Below are 19,155 nucleotides of genomic sequence, written 5' to 3' on the forward strand. Positions count from 1 at the left end.
CCCCGGCGACACAGCCGGGGCCATTTCTCTGTCAGGCGCACCAATGAACGGCGCTCAGTCCAAGAGGACAGGCGTCATGGCCCTCACATGGGCGTCGATCCGCTCCAGAACGATCGATGGTATCGCATCACGTTCCGGCAATTTCCACCAATGCGCATCGATACGCCTTACAGTTTCGCTGACAGTTTTCAGGACGGCGGGCTCTGGAAGCCGCGCCCGATTGGCGAAAGCCTTCCACCGCGACAGCGTCAGTGCCTTGAACGCGCGTTCGCCGCCAAGCGACAAAGCCAGATTGTCAGCCGGGATATAGGGAACCGTCGAAAGCACGTCGTAGATCGGCGCCAGGGCGGGCGAATTGCCGTCACCGGGATAGATCAACGACCAGTTTTTCAGGTGCATGTCGCCATTACCCATGACCACCGACAGGGTCAGGCGGCGGACGAACTCCAGCGCCGCTATCGGCGAGATCGCCACATTCAGCGCTGCGGCTATGTCATGATAGGCCGCGCCTTCATATTTTCGTGCCGGATAGATACCGAAGACCTGGGCGAAATCCTCGATATGAATTCGTCGCGCGCCGGAGGCGCGATCGAACCGCCGGATAAGAAGGACCAGACCCTCGGCCAGGGTCTCGAACTCTCCAGGGATGCCTTCGAACTGGTCTTTGCCCACCAGTTCGCGTTCGGGCACGTCCATGCCGATGGCTTCGGCCAGCGCGAGATTGGCGAACTCGTTCTCCGACACGCCTGGAAAGGCGGTCGAAGGAAACTTGGCGATGTACTGACCGTCGCTGTCCCCGAGCGGCACTGTCAACCCGCCGCCCTTGCCGGTGTTCTTCATCACCGAAAGCTTCATCTGCACGCCGGCGAGCGAGAAACGCGCTTTCGGCTCGCCCTCAACTGCAGCGGTTGCAGCGACGATATCTCCGTTACTCGGGATAACCCGCACAGCGCCTGGCAGGTCGGCGCCCAGCGCGGCCAGCAGATCGAAATCATTGCCAGGCCGGACGGTCCGGGCGTGATGCTTTTCCATCGCCTCGCGCAGCTTGTCCTCGGGCAGGAGGTTGGCAAAGAAGGGCGGCAAGGCGCCTGCCACCGGGCGTGGATCCTTGCGCAATCCTCCCGTCGCCGCGCGGAAGGACAGGCTCAACACGGGATGCCCTCCGCTCGCGCGGTAGGCAGGATCGAAGCTGAAGGCGTTGAAGTCGCCCGGTGTCCTGACGATCGTGCCGACCTTCACCTCATTGAGGAGAACATCGAGAGACAGGACGGTTTCGGCGGAGCGGGCTCTATTCATCGTCACCCTCCGCTTGTGGGCTGAAAGCCGGCCGGTCGTCCTCGCCCTCATGGCTGAGCAGCGCCTCAATGGCCGGGACCATCGCCTGAGGAACCAGCATCATCTCCAGGCCAAGCGCCCTTGCAACATTGATCAGAGTCGTGGCGCGTGCCGCTGCGGCTCCGGTTTCGATGTCGCGATAGCGGGGACGGGATATGCCGGCGAGATCGGCGACCTGTTCCTGCGTCAGGCCCGCCGCTAGCCGTGCGCGCCGAAAATGGTCGCCGATCATATCCAGAGCCTCTGCTTCGGTTTTCATGTGAATCCTTTACAGATCAATTTGCTCGATTTGATTCGGAAACGTATCACAAGGCGGTCTGGAAGGCAAGAATTTGATCCGCAAACATATCTCAGTAGGGCGGATTGATACGTTTGAGCGTCATTCAGCGTTCTTTGGTGGGTCAATCCATCAGCCTTGGGCGGCCGAATCAGTCGTCCGACAACAAAGGTCAGCGACGCCGTAGCTGAGGAACAGAGGCCCAATTACCGATGACTATTTGCCCAGAACGACTATTATAGTCGTAGTTCTGGAGTGCGCGCCGGTCGCAATGGGAGGTGATCATGCATGATCACCGCCCGACAGTCGCGGGCCGCGCGCGCCTTGCTGGGTTGGACACAGGAGACGCTTGCTGACAAGGCCCGTGTATCACTGACCGCGCTCAAGCGCCTCGAATCCGAAAGCGGCCTCGAGGTGTACGAAAGCACGCGCGATCAGGTCCGTCGGGCTCTCGAAGCAGCCGGTGTCGTCCTTCTGTCGACCGAGCGTGGACACGGAGTGCTGCTGGTCCATGATGGTGGTGACAAAAAGCGCTGACAGGCAAGCGGCAGACGCCGTATTCCCTCCAGGCGATATTCTCCCAAAACACACAATCCTGGAGTATCTGGTATTACCCCGCGTCCTGCAGTGGGCAGCACGCACCAGGCAACTGACATGCCCCCGATAGAACCCTTCGAGGATGCTCCGCCGGTCTCCAGCGAATTAACCGCCTACGATCGTGCCCATATCAAGCTTTACATGCGACTGCTGGATGCCGCTGCCGATGGTGCCGAGTGGACCGAAGCCGCTCAAATCCTGTTTGGCATCGACCCCGCCCTCGAGCCGGATCGCGCGCGCCGAGTCCATGATGCTCATCTGGCGCGCGCCAAATGGATGGCGCAGACCGGTTACCGTCATCTTCTCTGGAAGCGCTAGGGCTGATGTTCGCGTCAGGCGCGGCGCACGGAGACGCGCGGGGGAAATACGGCGTTTCGCGGCCTGTCGGCAGATTTTCCGCATTGCTGGCCGCCCTGTCATGCTGCTGCAACAGATCTTGTCGTAAATAGCTCGGCGAAAAATCTGACCTGCGCTTTGCACGTGAGGAGGGACGGGTGCGACCGGACACTTCCCATTGGCGAGACGGTCGTCGCTATGAATTCTTCGACACGCTCTCGGTCGAAGGGCTCGCATGGGAATGTTTGCGGCGGTTTGAACGCTACCAGGAGCATTATGGCGAACTCGTCGCCATGAAGGCCGAAGATCATCCCTATTCAACCGACGCCCAGCGTCACTGGGGGTTGCGATTTCCCGGCTCGTCCGAGCCTTTCCGCGCTTCGTCAGGACATCCTATGGTCGCCGCTCGCCAATCCGGCGGTCTTGCTTGCTGACGACGCTCCGGAATTTCTGCCTCCGTCACCATCTCCGTCGCCGGCCGTGTCTGCTGCCGTTCGCCCGAGTCCGGAAGGTCTTCATGCCATCCATCGCGGCGGCATCGTCGCGCAGATCCTGCTGCTGTCGGGCCGAAAGACCGATAGAGCCTCGGCTGTCATCCTGCCACTCGACGACAATCTGCCCGATCGGGTCGAGGCAGTGCTGCGGCTCTGGCAAGCGCTGAGCGCGCGCCCCGTTACGCGCGACGGACGCATCACGCCGTATCAGCGTCGACGTATCCGACTGATGATGCGAGCCGCTGACGGCCGGGCCAATGGCGCGACCTATCGCGAGATCGCCATCGCTCTGTTCGGCCCCGAGCGGGTTGCGGCCGAGCCCTGGAAGACCTCATCCTTGCGTGATGCCGTGATCGGGCTGATCGAAAGCGCCGGGCCGCTCATCAATGGCGGCTATCGCAAATTGCTACGGCATCGTCGCCGATCCTGAGCGCGCTTCGAGCCCGGGGTGGGGATTGTTCGCCTGTAATCTTCCCCATCCACCCCGCCTGCATTCCTTCGCCACCGTGATCGCGATCCGCCGTTGCTCCGCAGCGGCGCCCGGCAACGCCACGGAGGCCCGACAATGCGACCCAATCTCGCCGCCCTGCCGCCACGCTACCTGCGCACCAAGGAAGCGGCGGTGTTTCTCAGCCTTTCGGCGCGCACGCTGGAAAAGCACCGCACCTATGGAACCGGCCCGGCCTATCGCAAGCTCGGCGGGCGCGTCGTCTATTCGGTAGCCGATCTCGAAGCCTGGGCTTCGCGCGGCGCGGTCACGTCAACCTCCGATCCGCGCGGACAGGTTCTGCCAGCCAAACGGCACATGCCAGCGGCCTGTGGGTCGGCCGGCGGCATCAATCGCTGACCATCGCGCGAGGATTACCCATGGCGATCCGGCGACGTTCCCCGTCCGAGCGCGGGCAGCTCAACCTGTTCAGAGCGCTTCCCGGTGACTTCGCACCGCGGGACGCGCAGGACCTCATGGCGTATCCATTCTTCTCGCTCGCCAAATCACATCGCATCACCCCGATCGACTTCACCGCCGGAAAAATTGCGATCCGCGTCGAGGCGGTTGCCGACCACGGCATGGCAACGATCTGGGACGCTGATATCCTGATCTGGGCTGCCAGCCAGATCGTCGAAGCGCGCGATACAGGCCTGCGCACCTCGCGGCTCATGGCGGCGACGCCCTATGAGATTCTCACCTTCATCGGCCGCGGCACCAGCCTGCGCGATTACCAGCGCCTCAAGGCGGCACTCGACCGGCTGCAATCCACCACCATCTCGACCACGATCCGCCAGCCCGCCGAAGGACGGCGACACCGCTTCTCCTGGATCAATGAATGGCAGGAGCGAACCGACGGCAACGGGCGCCCCGACGGTATCGAACTGATCGTGCCGGACTGGTTTTATCGGGCTGTCCTGGACGATGCGCTGATCCTGACCATCGATCGGGCCTATTTCGATCTGACCGGCGGGCTCGACCGCTGGCTTTACCGGCTCGTGCGCAAGCATGGCGGTCATCAGAAGGGCGGATGGCGGTTCGATTTTCGTCATCTGCACCAGAAGTCTGGCTCTCTCTCGCCCTATAAGCGCTTTGCCTTCGAACTGCGCGATATCATCCGCCGCCAGCCGCTGCCCGGCTACAGGCTCTTTACCGAGATCGAGACCGGGCGCCGGGCGCTGCTCGCCTTCGAGCCATGGCCGGCCTGTGGAAAAGCTGTGGACGGCCTCGTGCTATCGGGAACCCGAACTATCGTGCCATCGGGAACCGGTGGCTCGTGCTATCAGGAACCCGATCCGGGTTTAAGGCACGGAGATCGTTCGGCAAATCGCGCCCGTAACAGAGAGTCTAACACAGAATCTAACCTTGAAGAGCGCAGGCGCGATGTTGAAAACCTCTGTCGGGGTGCCAGGTTTCGCGAACCGGGGCGAGGTTTCATGAACTCGCTCCAGGAAACGCGAACCGGATTCACGAACCGGGAGCCGGATCATGAGTAGATCCCGCTCCGCGCCTCGGGCCGTATCTGGGTGCCCACAAGCGGCAACGCTTTCCTCGCTTCGGCTTTCGGTGTCTCACCAGCAGCTTGGTAGCCGCATCGCCGTTGATGTCGATGCCAAGGGTTTCCCTGGCCCGCTTGAGTACGGCCTGCCGGTTCTGGTGCCTGTGATCGAGTGCGATCCATTTTCCCAGAGCTTCGGCCTGAGCACTGGTGAGCGCAGGCTTGCCGGTTGGACGTTCGAGCGCGGCTTCAAGACCGTTGGCCGCGCCGCGATGAAGCCAGCGATAGATGGTTTTTATATCGACCCCGACGAGCGCCGCTACGGCTTCGACCGACGCACCGTCTCTGAGTTCGGCCAGCGCCCGCAGTCTTTGCCGTCGATGCCTGTAGCGCTCCCGCCCGGCTTGTTCGCGCAGATCGGCGGCGACGAGCCCGTCAAGCCACGGCTTCCATGCACGCCGTCCCTGCGGCGATCTGGTCCGCGCGGCGGAGAGGATTACGCGCAAGCTGTCGCTGGTCAGTTCATCGAGGTCTGTGAAGGGAGCGAGAAGCCCTTCGAGGCGCGGCGTGCGGAGCGTGGCAATGGCCCTTGGCAGGCGGCGATCGAGATCGCCGAACAGCCAGGCCAACAGCAAAAGGCCGCCGTAATTCTCTTTCCACGGGATGCGTTCCCACGCGCCCACGGCCATTCCCATATCGCTGCCGATGGCGGCGAAGAGGCGATCGCGCTGCCGTGGCGCCCAATGGTCGCGTTTGTTCTTCGGGCGCCTGGTCCAGACCATGGCGAGCAGCACGTCGGCGAGCGCCATGGCCGTGGGCCAGTCGAGCGCGCCGATGCCGGGAAGGATCACCGTCCCGCCGTGCTTGCCGGCGATGAGCGCGGCCTGCAAGGCGAGCACGGCAGGATGTGCCGGGGTTCCCTCCGCATCGGACAGCGTCGCATTGCAGCGCCCGCAGCGCAGGTCGATCGGCTCCGAGCCATTCAGCCCGCGCAACCTCAGCCTTGTGCCGCAGGAGGGGCATCGGCTGGTCAGCATCGTTCCGTGACGAGGGCATGCGCCCGTCCAGCCGAGCGTCCAGTTCAGCCGAAGGTGCGGACGCCGCGCCTCGGCGAGGCAGAGCGCGCAGACATCCATGCGGGCCAGGCGTTTTTTGCCCTCAGCACCGGCAGTCCAGCGCTTCGCGGCGAACCGGTCAGGATCGTCGTCGCCAGGCGCAGCAGCCCAGCCATCCAGCGTCATTCCGGCCAGGTGATCGAGATCGAGGCCGGTCAGGCTGCCGATCCGCTCAAGGGTCACGGAGGCAGGCCGACGCCACCAGCCGGGGTTTTGCCGGACGTCGATGTGAAGCGCGTCGCGGCAGAAGACGCGCGGCGTCATGCCGAGAACGGCAGAGATCGCCGCCACCCAGGACAGCAGCGCCTCGCCTTCGACCGGGGCGACATGCCCCGGCAGGCCGATGCGGCCGGGAGCCGGCATCGGGGACGCCGACACCTCGAACAGATCAGACCACGACACGACGACGCTCGGAGGGACGAATGAAGCCTGTATCCTCGATCATGCGCGTGGAGATCGCTTCCGCGCCGGTCTCCACCGCCCGCACCGCCGCCCGGATGACGACGGCGATCATCTCGCCGAGCACGCCTTCGGACGCCGAGAGAATGCGTCCGGCAAGCGCGGAATCGGCAAGATGGGACGGCTTGCGCAGCGGCAGCACGGCTTCCAGCGTGCTCAGCAGACGGCGATACTCGTCGTCGTCGCCCCACAATGGCAGCGGATGCGGCTCGAAGCGGTTGACGAGTTGGTCGTCGCTGCGGATCGCGCGCAGCGCCTCTGCCGTGCCGACGCCGACCAGCGGAATCCGCAACTCGTTGCCGAGCCAGCGCAGCAGGTTGAGCAGCCGGCGCTGCTGCATCGCCGAGCCGGACAACACGTTGTGCAACTCGTCGATCACCAGCATGCGCGCGCCCATCGCCTGCATGACACGGACCGCCGTGTCCTGCTTGGTGGCGATCCGGTCGCGCGGGCTGAACGGCATTCCGAGCGCATGGAGGATGGCCCCGAAGAACCGGCCCTCGTCAGGACCGGGCGGCATCTGCACCTTCACGACGGGAAGGAGTGCCAGACCATCCTCGCTCTCGGCGGCGGCCGTTCCCGGATGCGCGCGCCGGAACTTCTCGACGATCATGGTCTTGCCGTTGTTCGTCGGTCCGACCAGCAGCAGGTTCGGCATCCGCGTCCGCGTCGGAAAGCTCAGCAGGTCCTCCAGCGCCGCCAGGACGGCTTCCGCCCGTGCGTAGCCGATCCAGCGATCCGTGCGGATGCGCCGTATCCGCGAACTGGCGTCCTCGTCGGCCAGGTGCCGGACAGACGGATGTAGATGCGCATAGCCACCGCTCATTCCCATTCCTCCACCGGGAACATGCGTTCATGCGGAGGAGTGTCAGCACCGATCTGCCGGAAGCGATCAGTCTCATCCGGCTCGACCGGGAGCAGATCGCCACGGGCTTCGGGAGCGACCCGCAGACGCCGTTCACGCTGGCGACGCGCTGCTTTGCTGGCACGGACCGCTCCATCCGCGATGGTGCGCATGGCCTCGATCGTGCGGAAGATCGCTTCCTCATCGACCAGCGACCGGCCTTCGTCCCGCAGCCGCTTCAACGCCAGGCGGTGCTCCCACAGGCTGATCGGCGGCCGCCGCAGGTCGCGGTAGCTGAGGTTGTAATAGGTGCCGTCGGGGCCGAGCAGATAAATCCGGCTGAGATCGCGCGGGTCATAGCGCACGATCATCTGCTCGGGATGGCCGATCCAGGTGCCCAGCACATCCGCCCAATAGGCGATGGAATGCAGCGCCACCCCGTCACGGCGAACCCGGCGACGCGCGATCGGCAGGAAGTCGATCAGGAAGCGGCGGGCATCGGTAACGGCAGTCGGCTCCCCGCGTCCCAGCGTCGTGCCGTCTCCGGCAATGCCGCGCTGCCACGCCGCCAACGGCGTGATGCCGAGGCCACGATGCAGATCGCGGTGATAAACGCCGGCGATCGCGTATCCCAGCCAGCGCTCAACCTCGTCGAGCGTCATCGCTGCCGTCTTCTCGGGGTTGAGATCGCCCTTAGCCCGCACGTCGGAGAAGGTGGTGCCGGGCAGCAGATGGACCTTGCCCATCATCGTGCCGATCAGCCGCTCGATATGGCCGCCGTAATGCGGCGTGCGCACCGGCCTGTAGTCGATGGCGATCCCATACTGCTCGCAGCCCCGCTTCAGCGCCTCGGACCGGAACTCCTTCGCGTTGTCGAGATGCAGGCGTTCGGGAATGCCACGCACAGGCCATTCCGCATCGATGCCGCGCTCGGCCAGCCAGCTTTCCTTGGAGAGAGCGGCGTGCGTCAGGCACAGTGCCACGGAGGTTGCGGACGGCGGTTCCAGCGACAGGTGGAAGCCGGCCACGCATCGCGAACACACGTCGATCGCCAGCGTGAGCCAGGGCCGCTGGATCGGCGCGCGCGTCTCGCTGTCGACCACGATCACGTCGACCAGCGTGTGGTCGATCTGGATCAGCGACAGCGGCCAGTGGGCTTCCAGAGAACCGACCACGGGCAGATACCGCTCGCGAACGGCCTTGCGGCCCTCACGCTTGGCGGCGACCTCACGGGCAGGACGCGCCTTCACGCGTGCGGTGATCGCCTTGCGGCTCGGAACCCGCAAGCCTTCCGCTTTGCAGCGCCGCCGCACTTCTTCAGCCAGATCGGCAATCCTTGGCCGCTGGCGCGTCAGATAGACAGTGTCGATGACATCGCGGATGACGGCGTCCACATGCTCGTCGAGCAGCGAGATGCCGCGCTCGGGGCCACGCCGACGCGGCAGCAGGCTCGTCAGACGCGCATCGGCGAGATAGCGACGCAGCAGCGCATAGGCGTGCGTCGGACCGCAACCAAGTTCGACCGCAGCCGCCACCACGTCGCCTCTGGTGCGCGCCGGGTTCTCCGCCAGACGGCGGATCACCGGCAGGCAGCGCCGCGCTTCGTCCCAGGCAGAGGCATCGACCATGGAGAGATCGGGCGCGCTCATCGCGACATCACCCGTGTCTGCGCCGTGATCGGTGCGGCCAGATCGACGACAAGCGCACCCCGCGCGATCAATCGCCACACTACGGCAAGTCCTGCTTCACGCGAGGCGGGCAGCATACCGACCAGATCGGCGAAGCTCACCGCATTGTCGCGCACATGGGCAAGCGCACGTTCCGCCAGCGCCGTGTCGATCGGCGCAGTCCTGAGCGGCAGCAATCGCTTCGCCGCATCGAGTTGCGGTCCGCGAACGCCGCGCTCGGTCGCGATGCGGAAACGTGCTCCGTTGCTGCCCGCCCATGATCGGGCGGCGGCGAAGGCAGGCCGAAAGCGCCTCCAGCCCGCGCGCAGATCAGCCCGGTACTTGATCTCGACGATCTCGCAACGGCCATCGCTCCAATCCACGCGAAAGTCCGGCGTGTACCGCCGCTGGCGACCCTCATGCTCGAATCGGATCGTTGCCGGCTGGGCCGTCACCACCGCGCTCGCATCCATGAAACTCGCGAGCGTCACGAAGTCCCGCTCCAGCGAACTCTCATGCTCCGCCACGCCCGTTTCCAAGGGCTGGAAGCCGATCACATGCGACCGATGGCTCAGCGGAATGCGCCGCAAATGCACCTCCATTTGCGAAACGAGTCGGTACGCAAACCTAGCACATTTTGGGGTCAGTTCACAAACATGGAACCACATCTATGCGCGCAAGCCATTGTTCGGACTCACGTCCGCTCTCACGCCGATTCACGAAACCTGGAAAAACGACAACCTCATCGCCCGCACCGGCCAGGCGCTCAGAGCAACGGCGAACCGGCGGCCGCCAACGCCATCCGATCACACATCAGAAATCGGCTTCGACACCATGCGTCCGCCGCGCGGTGAGCGTGAGGACGGTCAGCGATGATCGTGGCTCTGCTCAACCAGAAGGGCGGTGTCGGCAAGACGACACTGGCGCTGCATCTCGCCGGAGAATGGGCCGGAAGGGGGCAGAGGGTCACCTTGGTCGACGCCGATCCGCAAGGCTCGGCGCTCGACTGGTCTGAGCAGCGCGGCCATGAGGGCTTGCCGAGGCTGTTCGGTGTCATCGGCCTTGCTCGCGACACGCTGCACCGGGAAGCGCCGGAACTGTCCCGGCAGGCCGATCATGTCGTCATCGATGGGCCGCCGCGTGTCGCTGGCCTCATGCGATCCGCGCTGCTCGCCGCCGACCTGGTGCTGATCCCGGTGCAGCCTTCGCCCTTCGATGGCTGGGCTTCCGCCGAGATGCTGTCGCTCATCGCCGAAGCGCGCATTTACCGGCCCGATCTCGTCGCCCGCTTCGTTCTCAATCGCTGCGCGGCGCGCACCATCCTTGGCCGCGAAACCGCCGCTGCGCTCGCCGATCACGATCCTCCGGTGCTCGCGAGCCGGATCGGGCAGCGTGTCGCCTTCGCCAGCGCCGCCCAGACCGGCCGTCTCGTTCACGAATTGGACGGCGCCACGTCCGCGGTCGATGAGATCGCAGCGCTGGTTGATGAAATCGAGCGGCTCCCGCGCACGCGGAGGGCGCCATGAGCACCCGAGCGCCCAGGAGCGGCTTTGCCCGCCGGCCGGCAGATCCCGAAACCTGGGTGAGAGCCGCAAAAGAGCAGCCGGTCGGTCGGGCGGACGGCGCTGCGAACACGGCGCGGCTCACCATCGATGTGACGCCGGCGCAGCGCGGCCGCATCAAGATCGCGGCCTTTGAGCGCGGCATGACCGTCGCCGATATGCTCCGCACGCTACTGGAGCGTGAATTTCCACCTGCCGGGGGTGATAGCCAGTGACCGGCTTGGCGGGACATCGAAGGCCGGTGGTCGAGGGCGCGCGCTCCTCACCGGCTACGGCCCTGACCGAGGTGGAGCTGATCTGGATCGAGAAGTCGATCGAATATTGGGTGCGGTTCGGGAATCCGGTTCAGGAGCGTGTTATCGACCGCAGGCGCCGTGTCCTCGGCTTTCCTCCCGGGAGCCTTTTCGCCTTCGTGCGCTGGACGGCGAATGACTACGGCACCGTCGTCTCCCATCTCGACATCCTGCACGCAGTCGCGCCGCACGAAGCCTACCAGACCGTTCCCGCTGTCACGCCGGGCGGCGAGCTTCTGCTGACGGCCTCTGGCTGGCCGAAAGTCGAGCGCGCGCTGCAGCTCATCGATGCGATCGAGGCGCGCGGCATCGACGGGGCCGATGTCGCGCCCGATCACTGGCGCCACATGCATAACCGACTGGCGGCCGGGGAAAGTCCCCGCGTTTACACACGCGCGCAGCATCGCGCCTGGATCAAGCGGCGGAGCATTTGCCCATGACCCGGCGCGCCATTTTCGCCTCCGCTCTGGTTTCGGTCGGGCTGGTCATAGCCCCGGTGCTCACCGGGCACGGTCCGCGCTTCATCTGGAACGCCTCGGCCAGTGCGCCCATTGGCCTCTACGCCGTCGAGCCGGCCGACCCTATCGAAGTCACCGATCTGGTCGCAGTCCGGCCGCCAGACGCGCTGGCCGAGCTACTTGAAGCGCGCCGCTACCTTCCGCGCGGCGTGCCACTGATCAAGCGCGTCCTGGCGCTCCACGGCACGCGAGTCTGCCGCCGTGGCACGGCCATTACCGCCTACGACCACCTTTATGGCCATGCCCGTGAGCGCGACCGGATGGGCCGCGACCTGCCCTCCTGGCAGGGCTGCCGCGTGATCGCCAAACGCGATGTGTTCCTGATGAACTGGGACGCCGCCGACAGTTTCGATGGCCGCTATTTCGGGCCGCTTCCGCTTTCTGCCGTCACCGCCCGCGTCGTGCCGATCTGGACCGATGCGAATGGTGACGGCCGCTTCGAATGGCAGGCGTCGGCGCGGTGAACGCCTGTCCGCGGGCGGGCGCAATGTCCGCCCGATCGTCTTCACCGCTTGAGGAAAGGAAACCGCCATGCCGCAGATCGGTGAATTTACCAGGCACAAGACAGGCTTTGCCGGGCGCATCCAGACGCTCACGCTCGACCGGGAGATCGTCATCGTCGCGGTGGATCCGGCCAATGTCGAAAACGCCCCCGACCATCGCGTCCACCTCGGCGAAGATGACACCGGCCCCGAGATCGGGGCAGCCTGGACCCGCACTGGCGAGAAGGCCGGAGAATATCTCTCCGTGCTGATCGACGATCCGGCATTGCCGTATCAGATCCGTGCCGCGCTGTTCCAGAACGGCGCTGATGCGGCGTCCTGGTCGCTGCACTGGAACCGGCCGCCCAAACGCGATGCAAAGGACTGAGCCATGCCGCGTTGTCGCCTCGGTCACTCCGTTGCGATCGGGCGTCATCGCGCCGCCCGATCCATTGCCTTCCTTCTCCTTACCGGCCTGTTCTACAGCCCGGTCGGCGTCGCGGCGCAGGCGCAACCGAGTCTGCTCGCACCGCGCCTCCTGCACGATGCACATGCCGACCATATTGCCGAAGCTTCGCAGCGTTTCGGCATTCCTGAGTTCTGGATCGATGCGGTCCTGCAGGCCGAAAGCGCGGGCGATCGCCGCGCCATATCCTCGGCCGGGGCGATGGGCCTGATGCAGATCATGCCTGCCACCTGGTCGGCGCTGCGGCAGCGCCATGGCCTGGGCCGCGATCCTTATGATCCGCGCGACAATATCCTCGCGGGCGCGGCCTATTTGCGCGCGATGTTCGATCGCTATGGCAATGTCGCGGCGATGCTGGCGGCTTATAATGCCGGGCCGGGTCGCTACGATGAATACCTTTCAGCGGGCCGCATTCTGCCCGCCGAAACGCGCGCCTATGTCGCCAAGCTCGCCCCAATCCTGGGCAATGCGGCGCCGTCTCGCGGCGCTTCCATTCCCGCTGCGCTGCCGCTCGATTGGCGCGAGGCGCCGCTCTTTGTTGCGCGCAGCGGCAACCGATCGAGCGTTATCCGCGACGCGGCGTCTGTGCAGGCCAATGACACCCGCACCCCCGTTCCGGATGCGGCCGGCGCACCCGACCGGCGACAGCACGAGGCCATTTTTGTCACTCCAGCCGATAGCGGTGCCGCGCCATGAAGCGGATTTCACTCGATCGCACGGCATCGTGGGCCAGCGTGCCATGGCGTGCTGGCTGGCAGGGGAGGACCGCAACAACCGACCGATGGCAGGATAAAAGGCCGCACATTGTCGGCCAGACGGTCGGTTGTTTTTGCTCAGGATTTTCTGCGATTCCGCACCTTGTGGCGCAAGGGCGCAATGTGCGCGCAAGGCGGGATCGCCCGTTTTCGCGCGGGTTTTCACACATTGCGGGACCGCGTCATGCCCGATGAGCGCGAGTTCCGTATTCGTCCGGGGCGCATCCGTTCGACACGCACCCAACAGGCGCGGCCGTTCATTGCCCAGGCACTGGCGGCGGCGAAAAAGGCCGGAGGAGGCGTTTCACGCTCGGGCCGGATCGTCTCGGGCAACCGCTCGCGGTTCGGGCATGGCCAACGCGCCAGCATTCAGGCCAATCGCTTCATTACCGCGCGCTCGCGCGGCGCGGTGATCAAGGCGCGCGTTGTCCGTCACACTGCCCGCAAGGCGCCGCTCGGCACGCATCTCGATTATCTGCGCCGCGATGGCGTCACCCGGGACGGGGAGAAGGCGCGGCTGTTCGGGCCAGAGAGGGATTCAGTGGATGGATGCGCCTTTGTCGAACGGTGCGGCGGGGACAGGCATCATTTCCGCTTCATCGTCTCGCCCGACGACGCCCTCGACATGGCGGACCTCAAATCCTTTACCCGCGATCTGGCCGGGCAGATGGAAAAGGATCTCGGCACCCGGCTCGACTGGGTGGCGGTCGATCACTGGAATACCGAGCATCCCCATATCCATCTGATCGTGCGCGGCGTGCGCGACGACGGCCAGGATCTCGTCATTGCGCGCGACTACATCAAGGAAGGGATGCGCGACCGGGCGCGCGATCTCATCACCCAGGAGCTCGGGCCGCGAACCGAACACGACATTCGCCGCACGCTCGAGCGTCAGATGGCTGCCGAACGTTGGACCGGACTTGACCGCCAGCTTGTGCGCGATGGACGCGGCACCGGGATCATCGATGTCGCTCTGCGGGCTGGCGAGCCGCCCGATGAGTATCGGGCGCTAAAGCTCGGGCGGTTGCGCAAGCTCGAAACCCTCGGTCTTGCCGAACAGATCGGCCCCGGCCAGTGGGCGATCGACGACAAGGCGCAAACGGTGCTGCGTGAGCTTGGCGAGCGTGGCGACATCATCAAGCGCATGCACCGCGCGCTGACCGAGCGCGGCATAGAGCGCGGTGCGGCAAGCTATGTGCTCGCCGGCGAAAGCCTGAAGACGCCTGTCATCGGCAGGCTAGTCGCACGCGGGCTCGATGACGAACTCAAAGGCACGGCCTATGCCGTGGTCGATGGCGTCGATGGGCGAACCCATCACATCAGGCTTCCCGATCTCGATGCGGCCGGTGACAGCGCACCCGGTTCCATCGTCGAACTGCGCGGATTTGACGATGCCATAGGGCAGCGGCGAGTGGCAATCGCCGTGCGCTCGGATCTCGATCTGCACAGCCAGGTTTCGGCGCCGGGAGCGACCTGGCTCGACCGGCAGGCCCTGGCGCGCGATCCGGCTGCGCTGTCCGCAGGTGGTTTTGGGGGCGAGGTCCGCCAGGCCATGGAGGAACGCGCCGAGCATCTGGTGGGGGAAGGACTGGCCACGCGGCAGCGTCGCCGGATCATCTTCAGTCGCAACCTGATCGAGACGCTGCGCCGGCGCGAACTCGAGGCTCTCGGCAGCAGGCTGTCGCAAGAAACCGGCCTTGCCTTCAATCGCGCCGCCGAGGGTGACTATGTCGCCGGCACCTACCGCCAGCGTCTCACGCTCGCGTCGGGCCGCTTCGCCATGATCGATGACGGGCTCGGTTTCCAGCTCGTCCCCTGGTCGCCCTCACTCGAAAAGCATCTCGGCCGCCATGTTTCGGGTCTCGCCCGCGGCAATGGCGGGGTGGACTGGAGCTTTGGACGACAGCGCGGGCTTGGCCTCTGAGCGCCGCATCGAAAGGACCTGCCATGTCAGCCACGAAAATCCTCTGGGGCCAGATCCTCACGGTCTTCCTGATCATCCTGGTGACGACATGGGCGGCCACGCAATACGTCGCCTGGGAGCTCGGGTTTCAGGCTCAGCTCGGAACCCCGTGGTTTCGCCTTGCGGGCTGGCCCGTCTACTATCCGCCGGCAATTTTCTGGTGGTGGTATTTCTATGAGGCCTATGCCCCGGAGGTCTTTGCCAAAGGTGGCCTGATCGCCGCTTCGGGCGGATTCATCGCCATCGCCGTCGCGATTGGCATGTCGGTCTGGCGCGCCCGCGAAGCCAGGAACGCTGAAACCTACGGATCTGCCCGCTGGGCGAAACCGCAGGAGGTAAAGACGGCGGGCCTGCTCGATCCCGACGGCGTGGTGCTCGGCCGCTATGAGGGGAGCTATCTTCGCCATGACGGGCCCGAGCACGTGCTGTGTTTTGCGCCCACGCGTTCCGGCAAGGGCGTCGGCCTCGTCGTGCCTTCGCTCCTGACCTGGCCAGGCTCGGCCATCGTTCACGACATCAAGGGCGAAAACTGGCAGCTCACCGCCGGCTTTCGCGCCCGCCATGGCCGCGTCCTGCTGTTCGATCCCACCAATCCGAAATCGTCCGCCTACAATCCGCTGCTCGAGGTCCGCCGCGGCGAATGGGAGGTGCGCGATGTTCAGAATATCGCCGACATCCTGGTCGATCCCGAAGGCAGTCTCGAAAAGCGCAATCATTGGGAAAAGACCAGCCACGCACTTCTGGTCGGCGCGATCCTGCACGTCCTCTATGCTGAAAAGGACAAGACCCTCGCCGGGGTTGCCGCCTTCCTTTCCGATCCCAGACGGCCGATCGAGGCAACGCTCGCCGCGATGATGAAAACCGCGCATCTGGGCGAGGCCGGCCCACATCCGGTCATCGCCAGCGCGGCGCGCGAATTGCTGAACAAATCCGACAATGAGCGCTCGGGCGTGCTTTCGACCGCCATGTCCTTTCTCGGGCTTTACCGCGATCCGGTCATTGCCGAAGTCACCCGCCGCTGTGACTGGCGCATTGCCGATATGGCAGAGGCGACAGCACCGACAACGCTCTACCTCGTCGTGCCGCCTTCCGACATCAATCGCACCAAGCCGCTGATCCGCCTGATCCTCAATCAGGTCGGCCGCAGGCTGACCGAGGACCTTCATGCCCACGGCGGCCGCCACCGGCTGCTCCTGATGCTCGACGAGTTTCCCGCGCTGGGGCGTTTGGATTTCTTCGAAAGCGCGCTGGCCTTCATGGCCGGTTACGGGCTCAAGAGCTTTTTGATCGCGCAATCGCTCAACCAGATCGAGAAGGCCTACGGTCCCAACAATTCCATCCTCGACAATTGTCATGTGCGCGTCAGCTTCGCCACCAATGACGAGCGCACCGCCAAACGCGTGTCCGATGCGCTTGGCACGGCAACCGAGATGAAGGCGATGAAGAACTATGCCGGGCACCGGCTGTCGCCCTGGCTCGGACATCTGATGGTCTCGCGATCCGAAACTGCCCGCCAATTGCTGACGCCGGGCGAGATCATGCAGCTTCCACCGACCGACGAGATCGTCATGGTCGCCGGAACTCCGCCGATTCGGGCGAAGAAGGCGCGCTACTATGAGGACCGCCGGTTCACCGAACGCGTGCTGCCGCCGCCGGAGTTGGTATCGCCCGCTCCGAAGCAGTCTGACGATTGGAGTGCTTTGCCTCTGCCGGAAAGTCCAGGTTCCACGATCGAAACGGTGATGGTTGACGATGAGGACCCCACTCAGTCCGAGCACCGGCAGCAGCCGGAGCTGAGCCGCGTCGACTCGGTCGAGAAAAGCGCGCCGATCGAAAACGAGTTCGACCCCTTGTCCTATGACGGCAGCGACGATGAGGCCGCCCGCAGCCAGCGGCTGACCCGCGTGATGCGCGGGGTCGCGCGGCAGGTGTCGATGGATCCCGGCGACGGCATGGAGCTGTAAGCATCATGGTTCGTCGCAAGAAGAAGGCGCAAGTCTCAGTCTATCTCGATCCCGAGATCATGACGATGCTGGCGGATTACGCTGCTCGCCGGGACCAGTCCCAGTCGATGATCGCGGAGGCCGCTATCGCATCCTTCCTCTCGCCCGACGCCGATGAGAGGCGCGAAGCAGCCATCGCTAAGCGGATCGATCAGGTTGACCGTCGCCTGATGCGCCTCGAGCGCGATCTCGGAATCACTGTCGAGACTATGGCGGTGTTCATCCGCTTCTGGCTTTCCTCGACACCGGCGCTGCCCGAACCCGCTGCCCAGGCGGCACGGGCCAAAGCGGGCGAACGCTACGATGCCTTCGTCACGGCGCTTGGGCGCCGCCTCGCGCAAGGGCCAAAACTGCGGCAGGAAATCAGCGAGGATATAGATCCAGCTGATAAAACCTGAGGGCTCTGCTGCCGGCTCGGACGAGCGGGGAAATGAGTCTGAACGGACGCGAACTCGATCCGGACAGCTTCCGACCCCCGCTGTCTCCCTCAAGCTTCGAAGATGCATCCCGAGAACAGCCGATCGCAGCGTATGCGGACCAGTTGCGTCCCCGTATCGCGAGATCCTAGCGGGTGCTATTCGTGGCATCACAAGATGGGGGGTTAAGTCGACTATGCGGATTGCATTGCTGGATGCCAAATCAGTGGGACGGCGCCTGAAAGCGCTGATCGGGAGACACGATCACGTTTCGATGGCGGTGGCGTGGGGTCAGATGACCGAAGTTGCCGAAGCTCTTCTAGCTCGCAAAGACCGTATCGACACCGTCCTCATCGGGCTCGACTTCTCCGCCACGGATCCTGATCTTATCGATCGCCTTGCAGGAGTGCGTGGTGCGTTCGTTGCAAAGAACCGTCCGGGCTGCTTCCATCCCAAAATTTACTATTTTACCACAGGCATGAAGGCGGAAGCGATCGTCGGCAGCGCCAACTTTACCGGTGGTGGTCTCAGTGCCAACCTCGAGGCAAGCGTGTACGTCAAAGGCAGCCTCGATGACCCCTTTTTTGTGCAGATCCGCGACCACTTCGAAACCTATAAGTCGCTGCATCTGCCGATCACCAAATCGCTTGCTGATAGTTATCGTCGCCAAGCCGAAGCCGCCCGCAGCAACCCCAGGCCGCGGAACCCGACGTTACCTGACGAAACCAAGAGCTTTGAACGCTTCAACGCAGCGCTTTCGACCATGTCTTGGGCGACGTTCGTCGAGGAGGCACGGGCCGATCGCCACCACGACTTTACAAAACGAATGAAGCTGCTGCGGATCATCCAGCAGATGTTCGTGAAGACCGCCTCATTTGCTGACCTCACGATCGCCGAGTGGAAGGGAATCGCCGGTGTGGTCGGCGAGGTGGAAGCGGTCGCGGCGGGCCTCGACCATCTCGACTGGGGCTGGTTCGGATCAATGGGCGGCGCTGGCACATTCGCTCAGCTGATCGGCGAACAGAATACTGAACTTGCTGCGGCGCTTGATATGATCCCGCGGCGCGGCGACGTCACGGAGGACCAGTTCAATGACTATGTCGGAGCCTTCACCGCCTCGTTTGCGGGTCGCGCCCGGATTGCCCGGCTGGCGCCGGCGACCCGCCTGCTCGCGATGAAGCGCCCCGACGTCTTCGTGTGCGTGAACGGCGAGAATAGGACCGGTATTGCTGCAGCGCTGGCGTTCGCGCCATCAACCCTCAAACTCGACAATTACTGGGAGCGCGTCATCGAGCCGATCCGACAGGCGCCCTGGTATACGACGCCTCGTCCGACGAACCGAAACCGTGAGCTTTGGGATGCGCGCGTGGCGATGCTTGACGCGATCTACTACGAACCGTCGTGATGAACGCGCACCTAGGGGCTCACCGCTTGGCGGGATCGGCGCTGTGACAGTTCGCAAGCTCTATGCGCCTCCGACGCTTGTCGCTGCCAGGAGCCAGCCGACCGCGCCCTACGCTATTTCCTGTATTTGCACGCCAGGCTACGACGCCGCGAAGCAGATGTTGAATCGGCCCGGTTTCGGGTT

Annotated in this window: 22 protein-coding genes; 16 read left to right on the forward strand and 6 right to left on the reverse strand. The window is 64.6% G+C overall.

Translation table 11 applies throughout. The features are described 5' to 3' along the window. Positions 1-54: 54 nt before the first annotated feature. Positions 55-1,296: a type II toxin-antitoxin system HipA family toxin gene (locus KIO76_RS16955; protein ID WP_213324350.1), complete on the reverse strand. Its 1,242-nt coding sequence runs from the start codon at positions 1,294-1,296 to the stop codon at positions 55-57. Continuing rightward, positions 1,289-1,594, reverse strand: coding sequence for a helix-turn-helix domain-containing protein (locus KIO76_RS16960; protein ID WP_213324351.1), 306 nt, complete (start codon positions 1,592-1,594; stop codon positions 1,289-1,291). The genes KIO76_RS16955 and KIO76_RS16960 overlap by 8 nt, the downstream gene beginning before the upstream one ends. A gap of 306 nt (positions 1,595-1,900) precedes the next feature. Between KIO76_RS16960 and KIO76_RS16965 the strand changes: the two genes are divergently transcribed. The 6 genes from KIO76_RS16965 to KIO76_RS16985 all read left to right on the forward strand — a co-directional run bounded on the left by KIO76_RS16965 (position 1,901) and on the right by KIO76_RS16985 (position 5,022). Beyond that, positions 1,901-2,149 (forward strand): helix-turn-helix domain-containing protein, encoded by a 249-nt coding sequence (locus KIO76_RS16965; RefSeq protein ID WP_047166147.1) that lies wholly within the window; start codon positions 1,901-1,903, stop codon positions 2,147-2,149. A gap of 117 nt (positions 2,150-2,266) precedes the next feature. Next, entirely contained in the window at positions 2,267-2,527 is a 261-nt protein-coding gene (locus tag KIO76_RS16970; protein ID WP_132010652.1) for a DNA -binding domain-containing protein, read from the forward strand. Between the two features lie 176 nt (positions 2,528-2,703). Next, entirely contained in the window at positions 2,704-2,979 is a 276-nt protein-coding gene (locus tag KIO76_RS31070; protein ID WP_291977455.1) for a transcriptional regulator domain-containing protein, read from the forward strand. Positions 2,980-3,025: 46 nt separating this feature from the next. Then, entirely contained in the window at positions 3,026-3,469 is a 444-nt protein-coding gene (locus tag KIO76_RS16975) for a DUF2285 domain-containing protein (protein ID WP_291977453.1), read from the forward strand. 135 nt (positions 3,470-3,604) lie between these two features. After that, on the forward strand, positions 3,605-3,886 hold the full coding sequence (locus KIO76_RS16980; protein ID WP_213324352.1) for a helix-turn-helix transcriptional regulator: 282 nt from the start codon (positions 3,605-3,607) through the stop codon (positions 3,884-3,886). A 20-nt stretch (positions 3,887-3,906) separates the two neighbouring features. After that, positions 3,907-5,022, forward strand: a complete 1,116-nt coding sequence (locus tag KIO76_RS16985) for a replication initiator protein A (RefSeq protein ID WP_213324353.1) — start codon at positions 3,907-3,909, stop codon at positions 5,020-5,022. Here the strand turns inward: KIO76_RS16985 and KIO76_RS16990 are convergent. Genes KIO76_RS16990 through KIO76_RS17005 form a run of 4 tightly spaced genes read right to left on the reverse strand, consistent with a single transcriptional unit; the run spans position 4,994 to position 9,699 of the window. After that, a complete protein-coding gene (locus KIO76_RS16990; RefSeq protein ID WP_213322900.1) occupies positions 4,994-6,541 on the reverse strand; it encodes a TniQ family protein in 1,548 nt (515 codons plus the stop codon). The genes KIO76_RS16985 and KIO76_RS16990 overlap by 29 nt on opposite strands. Further along, positions 6,528-7,424 (reverse strand): TniB family NTP-binding protein, encoded by an 897-nt coding sequence (locus tag KIO76_RS16995; protein ID WP_249729550.1) that lies wholly within the window; start codon positions 7,422-7,424, stop codon positions 6,528-6,530. The genes KIO76_RS16990 and KIO76_RS16995 overlap by 14 nt, the downstream gene beginning before the upstream one ends. Beyond that, positions 7,421-9,091, reverse strand: coding sequence for a TnsB C-terminal domain-containing protein (locus KIO76_RS17000; RefSeq protein WP_213322902.1), 1,671 nt, complete (start codon positions 9,089-9,091; stop codon positions 7,421-7,423). The genes KIO76_RS16995 and KIO76_RS17000 overlap by 4 nt, the downstream gene beginning before the upstream one ends. Further along, the gene (locus KIO76_RS17005; RefSeq protein ID WP_249729551.1) at positions 9,088-9,699 is read right to left on the reverse strand and encodes a TnsA endonuclease N-terminal domain-containing protein; all 612 of its coding nucleotides are present in this window, start codon (positions 9,697-9,699) and stop codon (positions 9,088-9,090) included. The genes KIO76_RS17000 and KIO76_RS17005 overlap by 4 nt, the downstream gene beginning before the upstream one ends. A 282-nt stretch (positions 9,700-9,981) precedes the next feature. Here KIO76_RS17005 and parA point away from each other — a divergent pair, with 282 nt between their 5' ends. From parA to KIO76_RS17055, 10 genes are all read left to right on the forward strand, one after another. After that, the gene (gene parA, locus KIO76_RS17010; RefSeq protein ID WP_213324354.1) at positions 9,982-10,635 is read left to right on the forward strand and encodes a ParA family partition ATPase; all 654 of its coding nucleotides are present in this window, start codon (positions 9,982-9,984) and stop codon (positions 10,633-10,635) included. Then, positions 10,632-10,886, forward strand: coding sequence for a ribbon-helix-helix protein (locus tag KIO76_RS17015; RefSeq protein WP_213324355.1), 255 nt, complete (start codon positions 10,632-10,634; stop codon positions 10,884-10,886). Before parA ends, KIO76_RS17015 begins: the two co-directional genes overlap by 4 nt. Continuing rightward, entirely contained in the window at positions 10,883-11,404 is a 522-nt protein-coding gene (locus KIO76_RS17020; RefSeq protein ID WP_502761861.1) for a DUF2840 domain-containing protein, read from the forward strand. Before KIO76_RS17015 ends, KIO76_RS17020 begins: the two co-directional genes overlap by 4 nt. Further along, entirely contained in the window at positions 11,401-11,946 is a 546-nt protein-coding gene (locus KIO76_RS17025) for a S26 family signal peptidase (protein ID WP_213324356.1), read from the forward strand. The genes KIO76_RS17020 and KIO76_RS17025 overlap by 4 nt, the downstream gene beginning before the upstream one ends. Positions 11,947-12,013: 67 nt before the next feature. Continuing rightward, positions 12,014-12,352 (forward strand): DUF736 domain-containing protein, encoded by a 339-nt coding sequence (locus KIO76_RS17030; protein WP_213324357.1) that lies wholly within the window; start codon positions 12,014-12,016, stop codon positions 12,350-12,352. Between the two features lie 3 nt (positions 12,353-12,355). After that, entirely contained in the window at positions 12,356-13,126 is a 771-nt protein-coding gene (locus KIO76_RS17035; protein ID WP_213324358.1) for a lytic transglycosylase domain-containing protein, read from the forward strand. Between the two features lie 243 nt (positions 13,127-13,369). Further along, positions 13,370-15,109 (forward strand): relaxase/mobilization nuclease domain-containing protein, encoded by a 1,740-nt coding sequence (locus KIO76_RS17040; protein WP_213324359.1) that lies wholly within the window; start codon positions 13,370-13,372, stop codon positions 15,107-15,109. Between the two features lie 23 nt (positions 15,110-15,132). Beyond that, positions 15,133-17,112, forward strand: coding sequence for a conjugal transfer protein TraG (locus KIO76_RS17045; protein WP_213324360.1), 1,980 nt, complete (start codon positions 15,133-15,135; stop codon positions 17,110-17,112). Positions 17,113-17,117: 5 nt separating this feature from the next. Continuing rightward, complete coding sequence (locus KIO76_RS17050; protein ID WP_213324361.1) at positions 17,118-17,549, forward strand: CopG family transcriptional regulator; 432 nt, start codon at positions 17,118-17,120, stop codon at positions 17,547-17,549. A gap of 313 nt (positions 17,550-17,862) precedes the next feature. Further along, positions 17,863-18,972, forward strand: a complete 1,110-nt coding sequence (locus tag KIO76_RS17055; protein WP_213324362.1) for a phospholipase D family protein — start codon at positions 17,863-17,865, stop codon at positions 18,970-18,972. The last annotated feature ends 183 nt before the right edge of the window (positions 18,973-19,155 follow it).

This window comes from Chelatococcus sp. YT9 (assembly GCF_018398315.1).
Taxonomy (GTDB): domain Bacteria; phylum Pseudomonadota; class Alphaproteobacteria; order Rhizobiales; family Beijerinckiaceae; genus Chelatococcus.

Coding starts and splice junctions, on each gene's coding strand:
- KIO76_RS16955 (WP_213324350.1), bottom strand. CDS start 1,296: ATGAATAGAGCCCGCTCCGCCGAAACCGTCCTGTCTCTCGATGTTCTC.
- KIO76_RS16960 (WP_213324351.1), bottom strand. CDS start 1,594: ATGAAAACCGAAGCAGAGGCTCTGGATATGATCGGCGACCATTTTCGG.
- KIO76_RS16965 (WP_047166147.1), top strand. CDS start 1,901: ATGATCACCGCCCGACAGTCGCGGGCCGCGCGCGCCTTGCTGGGTTGG.
- KIO76_RS16970 (WP_132010652.1), top strand. CDS start 2,267: ATGCCCCCGATAGAACCCTTCGAGGATGCTCCGCCGGTCTCCAGCGAA.
- KIO76_RS16980 (WP_213324352.1), top strand. CDS start 3,605: ATGCGACCCAATCTCGCCGCCCTGCCGCCACGCTACCTGCGCACCAAG.
- KIO76_RS16985 (WP_213324353.1), top strand. CDS start 3,907: ATGGCGATCCGGCGACGTTCCCCGTCCGAGCGCGGGCAGCTCAACCTG.
- KIO76_RS16995 (WP_249729550.1), bottom strand. CDS start 7,424: ATGAGCGGTGGCTATGCGCATCTACATCCGTCTGTCCGGCACCTGGCC.
- KIO76_RS17000 (WP_213322902.1), bottom strand. CDS start 9,091: ATGAGCGCGCCCGATCTCTCCATGGTCGATGCCTCTGCCTGGGACGAA.
- parA (WP_213324354.1), top strand. CDS start 9,982: ATGATCGTGGCTCTGCTCAACCAGAAGGGCGGTGTCGGCAAGACGACA.
- KIO76_RS17015 (WP_213324355.1), top strand. CDS start 10,632: ATGAGCACCCGAGCGCCCAGGAGCGGCTTTGCCCGCCGGCCGGCAGAT.
- KIO76_RS17025 (WP_213324356.1), top strand. CDS start 11,401: ATGACCCGGCGCGCCATTTTCGCCTCCGCTCTGGTTTCGGTCGGGCTG.
- KIO76_RS17030 (WP_213324357.1), top strand. CDS start 12,014: ATGCCGCAGATCGGTGAATTTACCAGGCACAAGACAGGCTTTGCCGGG.
- KIO76_RS17035 (WP_213324358.1), top strand. CDS start 12,356: ATGCCGCGTTGTCGCCTCGGTCACTCCGTTGCGATCGGGCGTCATCGC.
- KIO76_RS17040 (WP_213324359.1), top strand. CDS start 13,370: ATGCCCGATGAGCGCGAGTTCCGTATTCGTCCGGGGCGCATCCGTTCG.
- KIO76_RS17045 (WP_213324360.1), top strand. CDS start 15,133: ATGTCAGCCACGAAAATCCTCTGGGGCCAGATCCTCACGGTCTTCCTG.
- KIO76_RS17050 (WP_213324361.1), top strand. CDS start 17,118: ATGGTTCGTCGCAAGAAGAAGGCGCAAGTCTCAGTCTATCTCGATCCC.
- KIO76_RS17055 (WP_213324362.1), top strand. CDS start 17,863: ATGACCGAAGTTGCCGAAGCTCTTCTAGCTCGCAAAGACCGTATCGAC.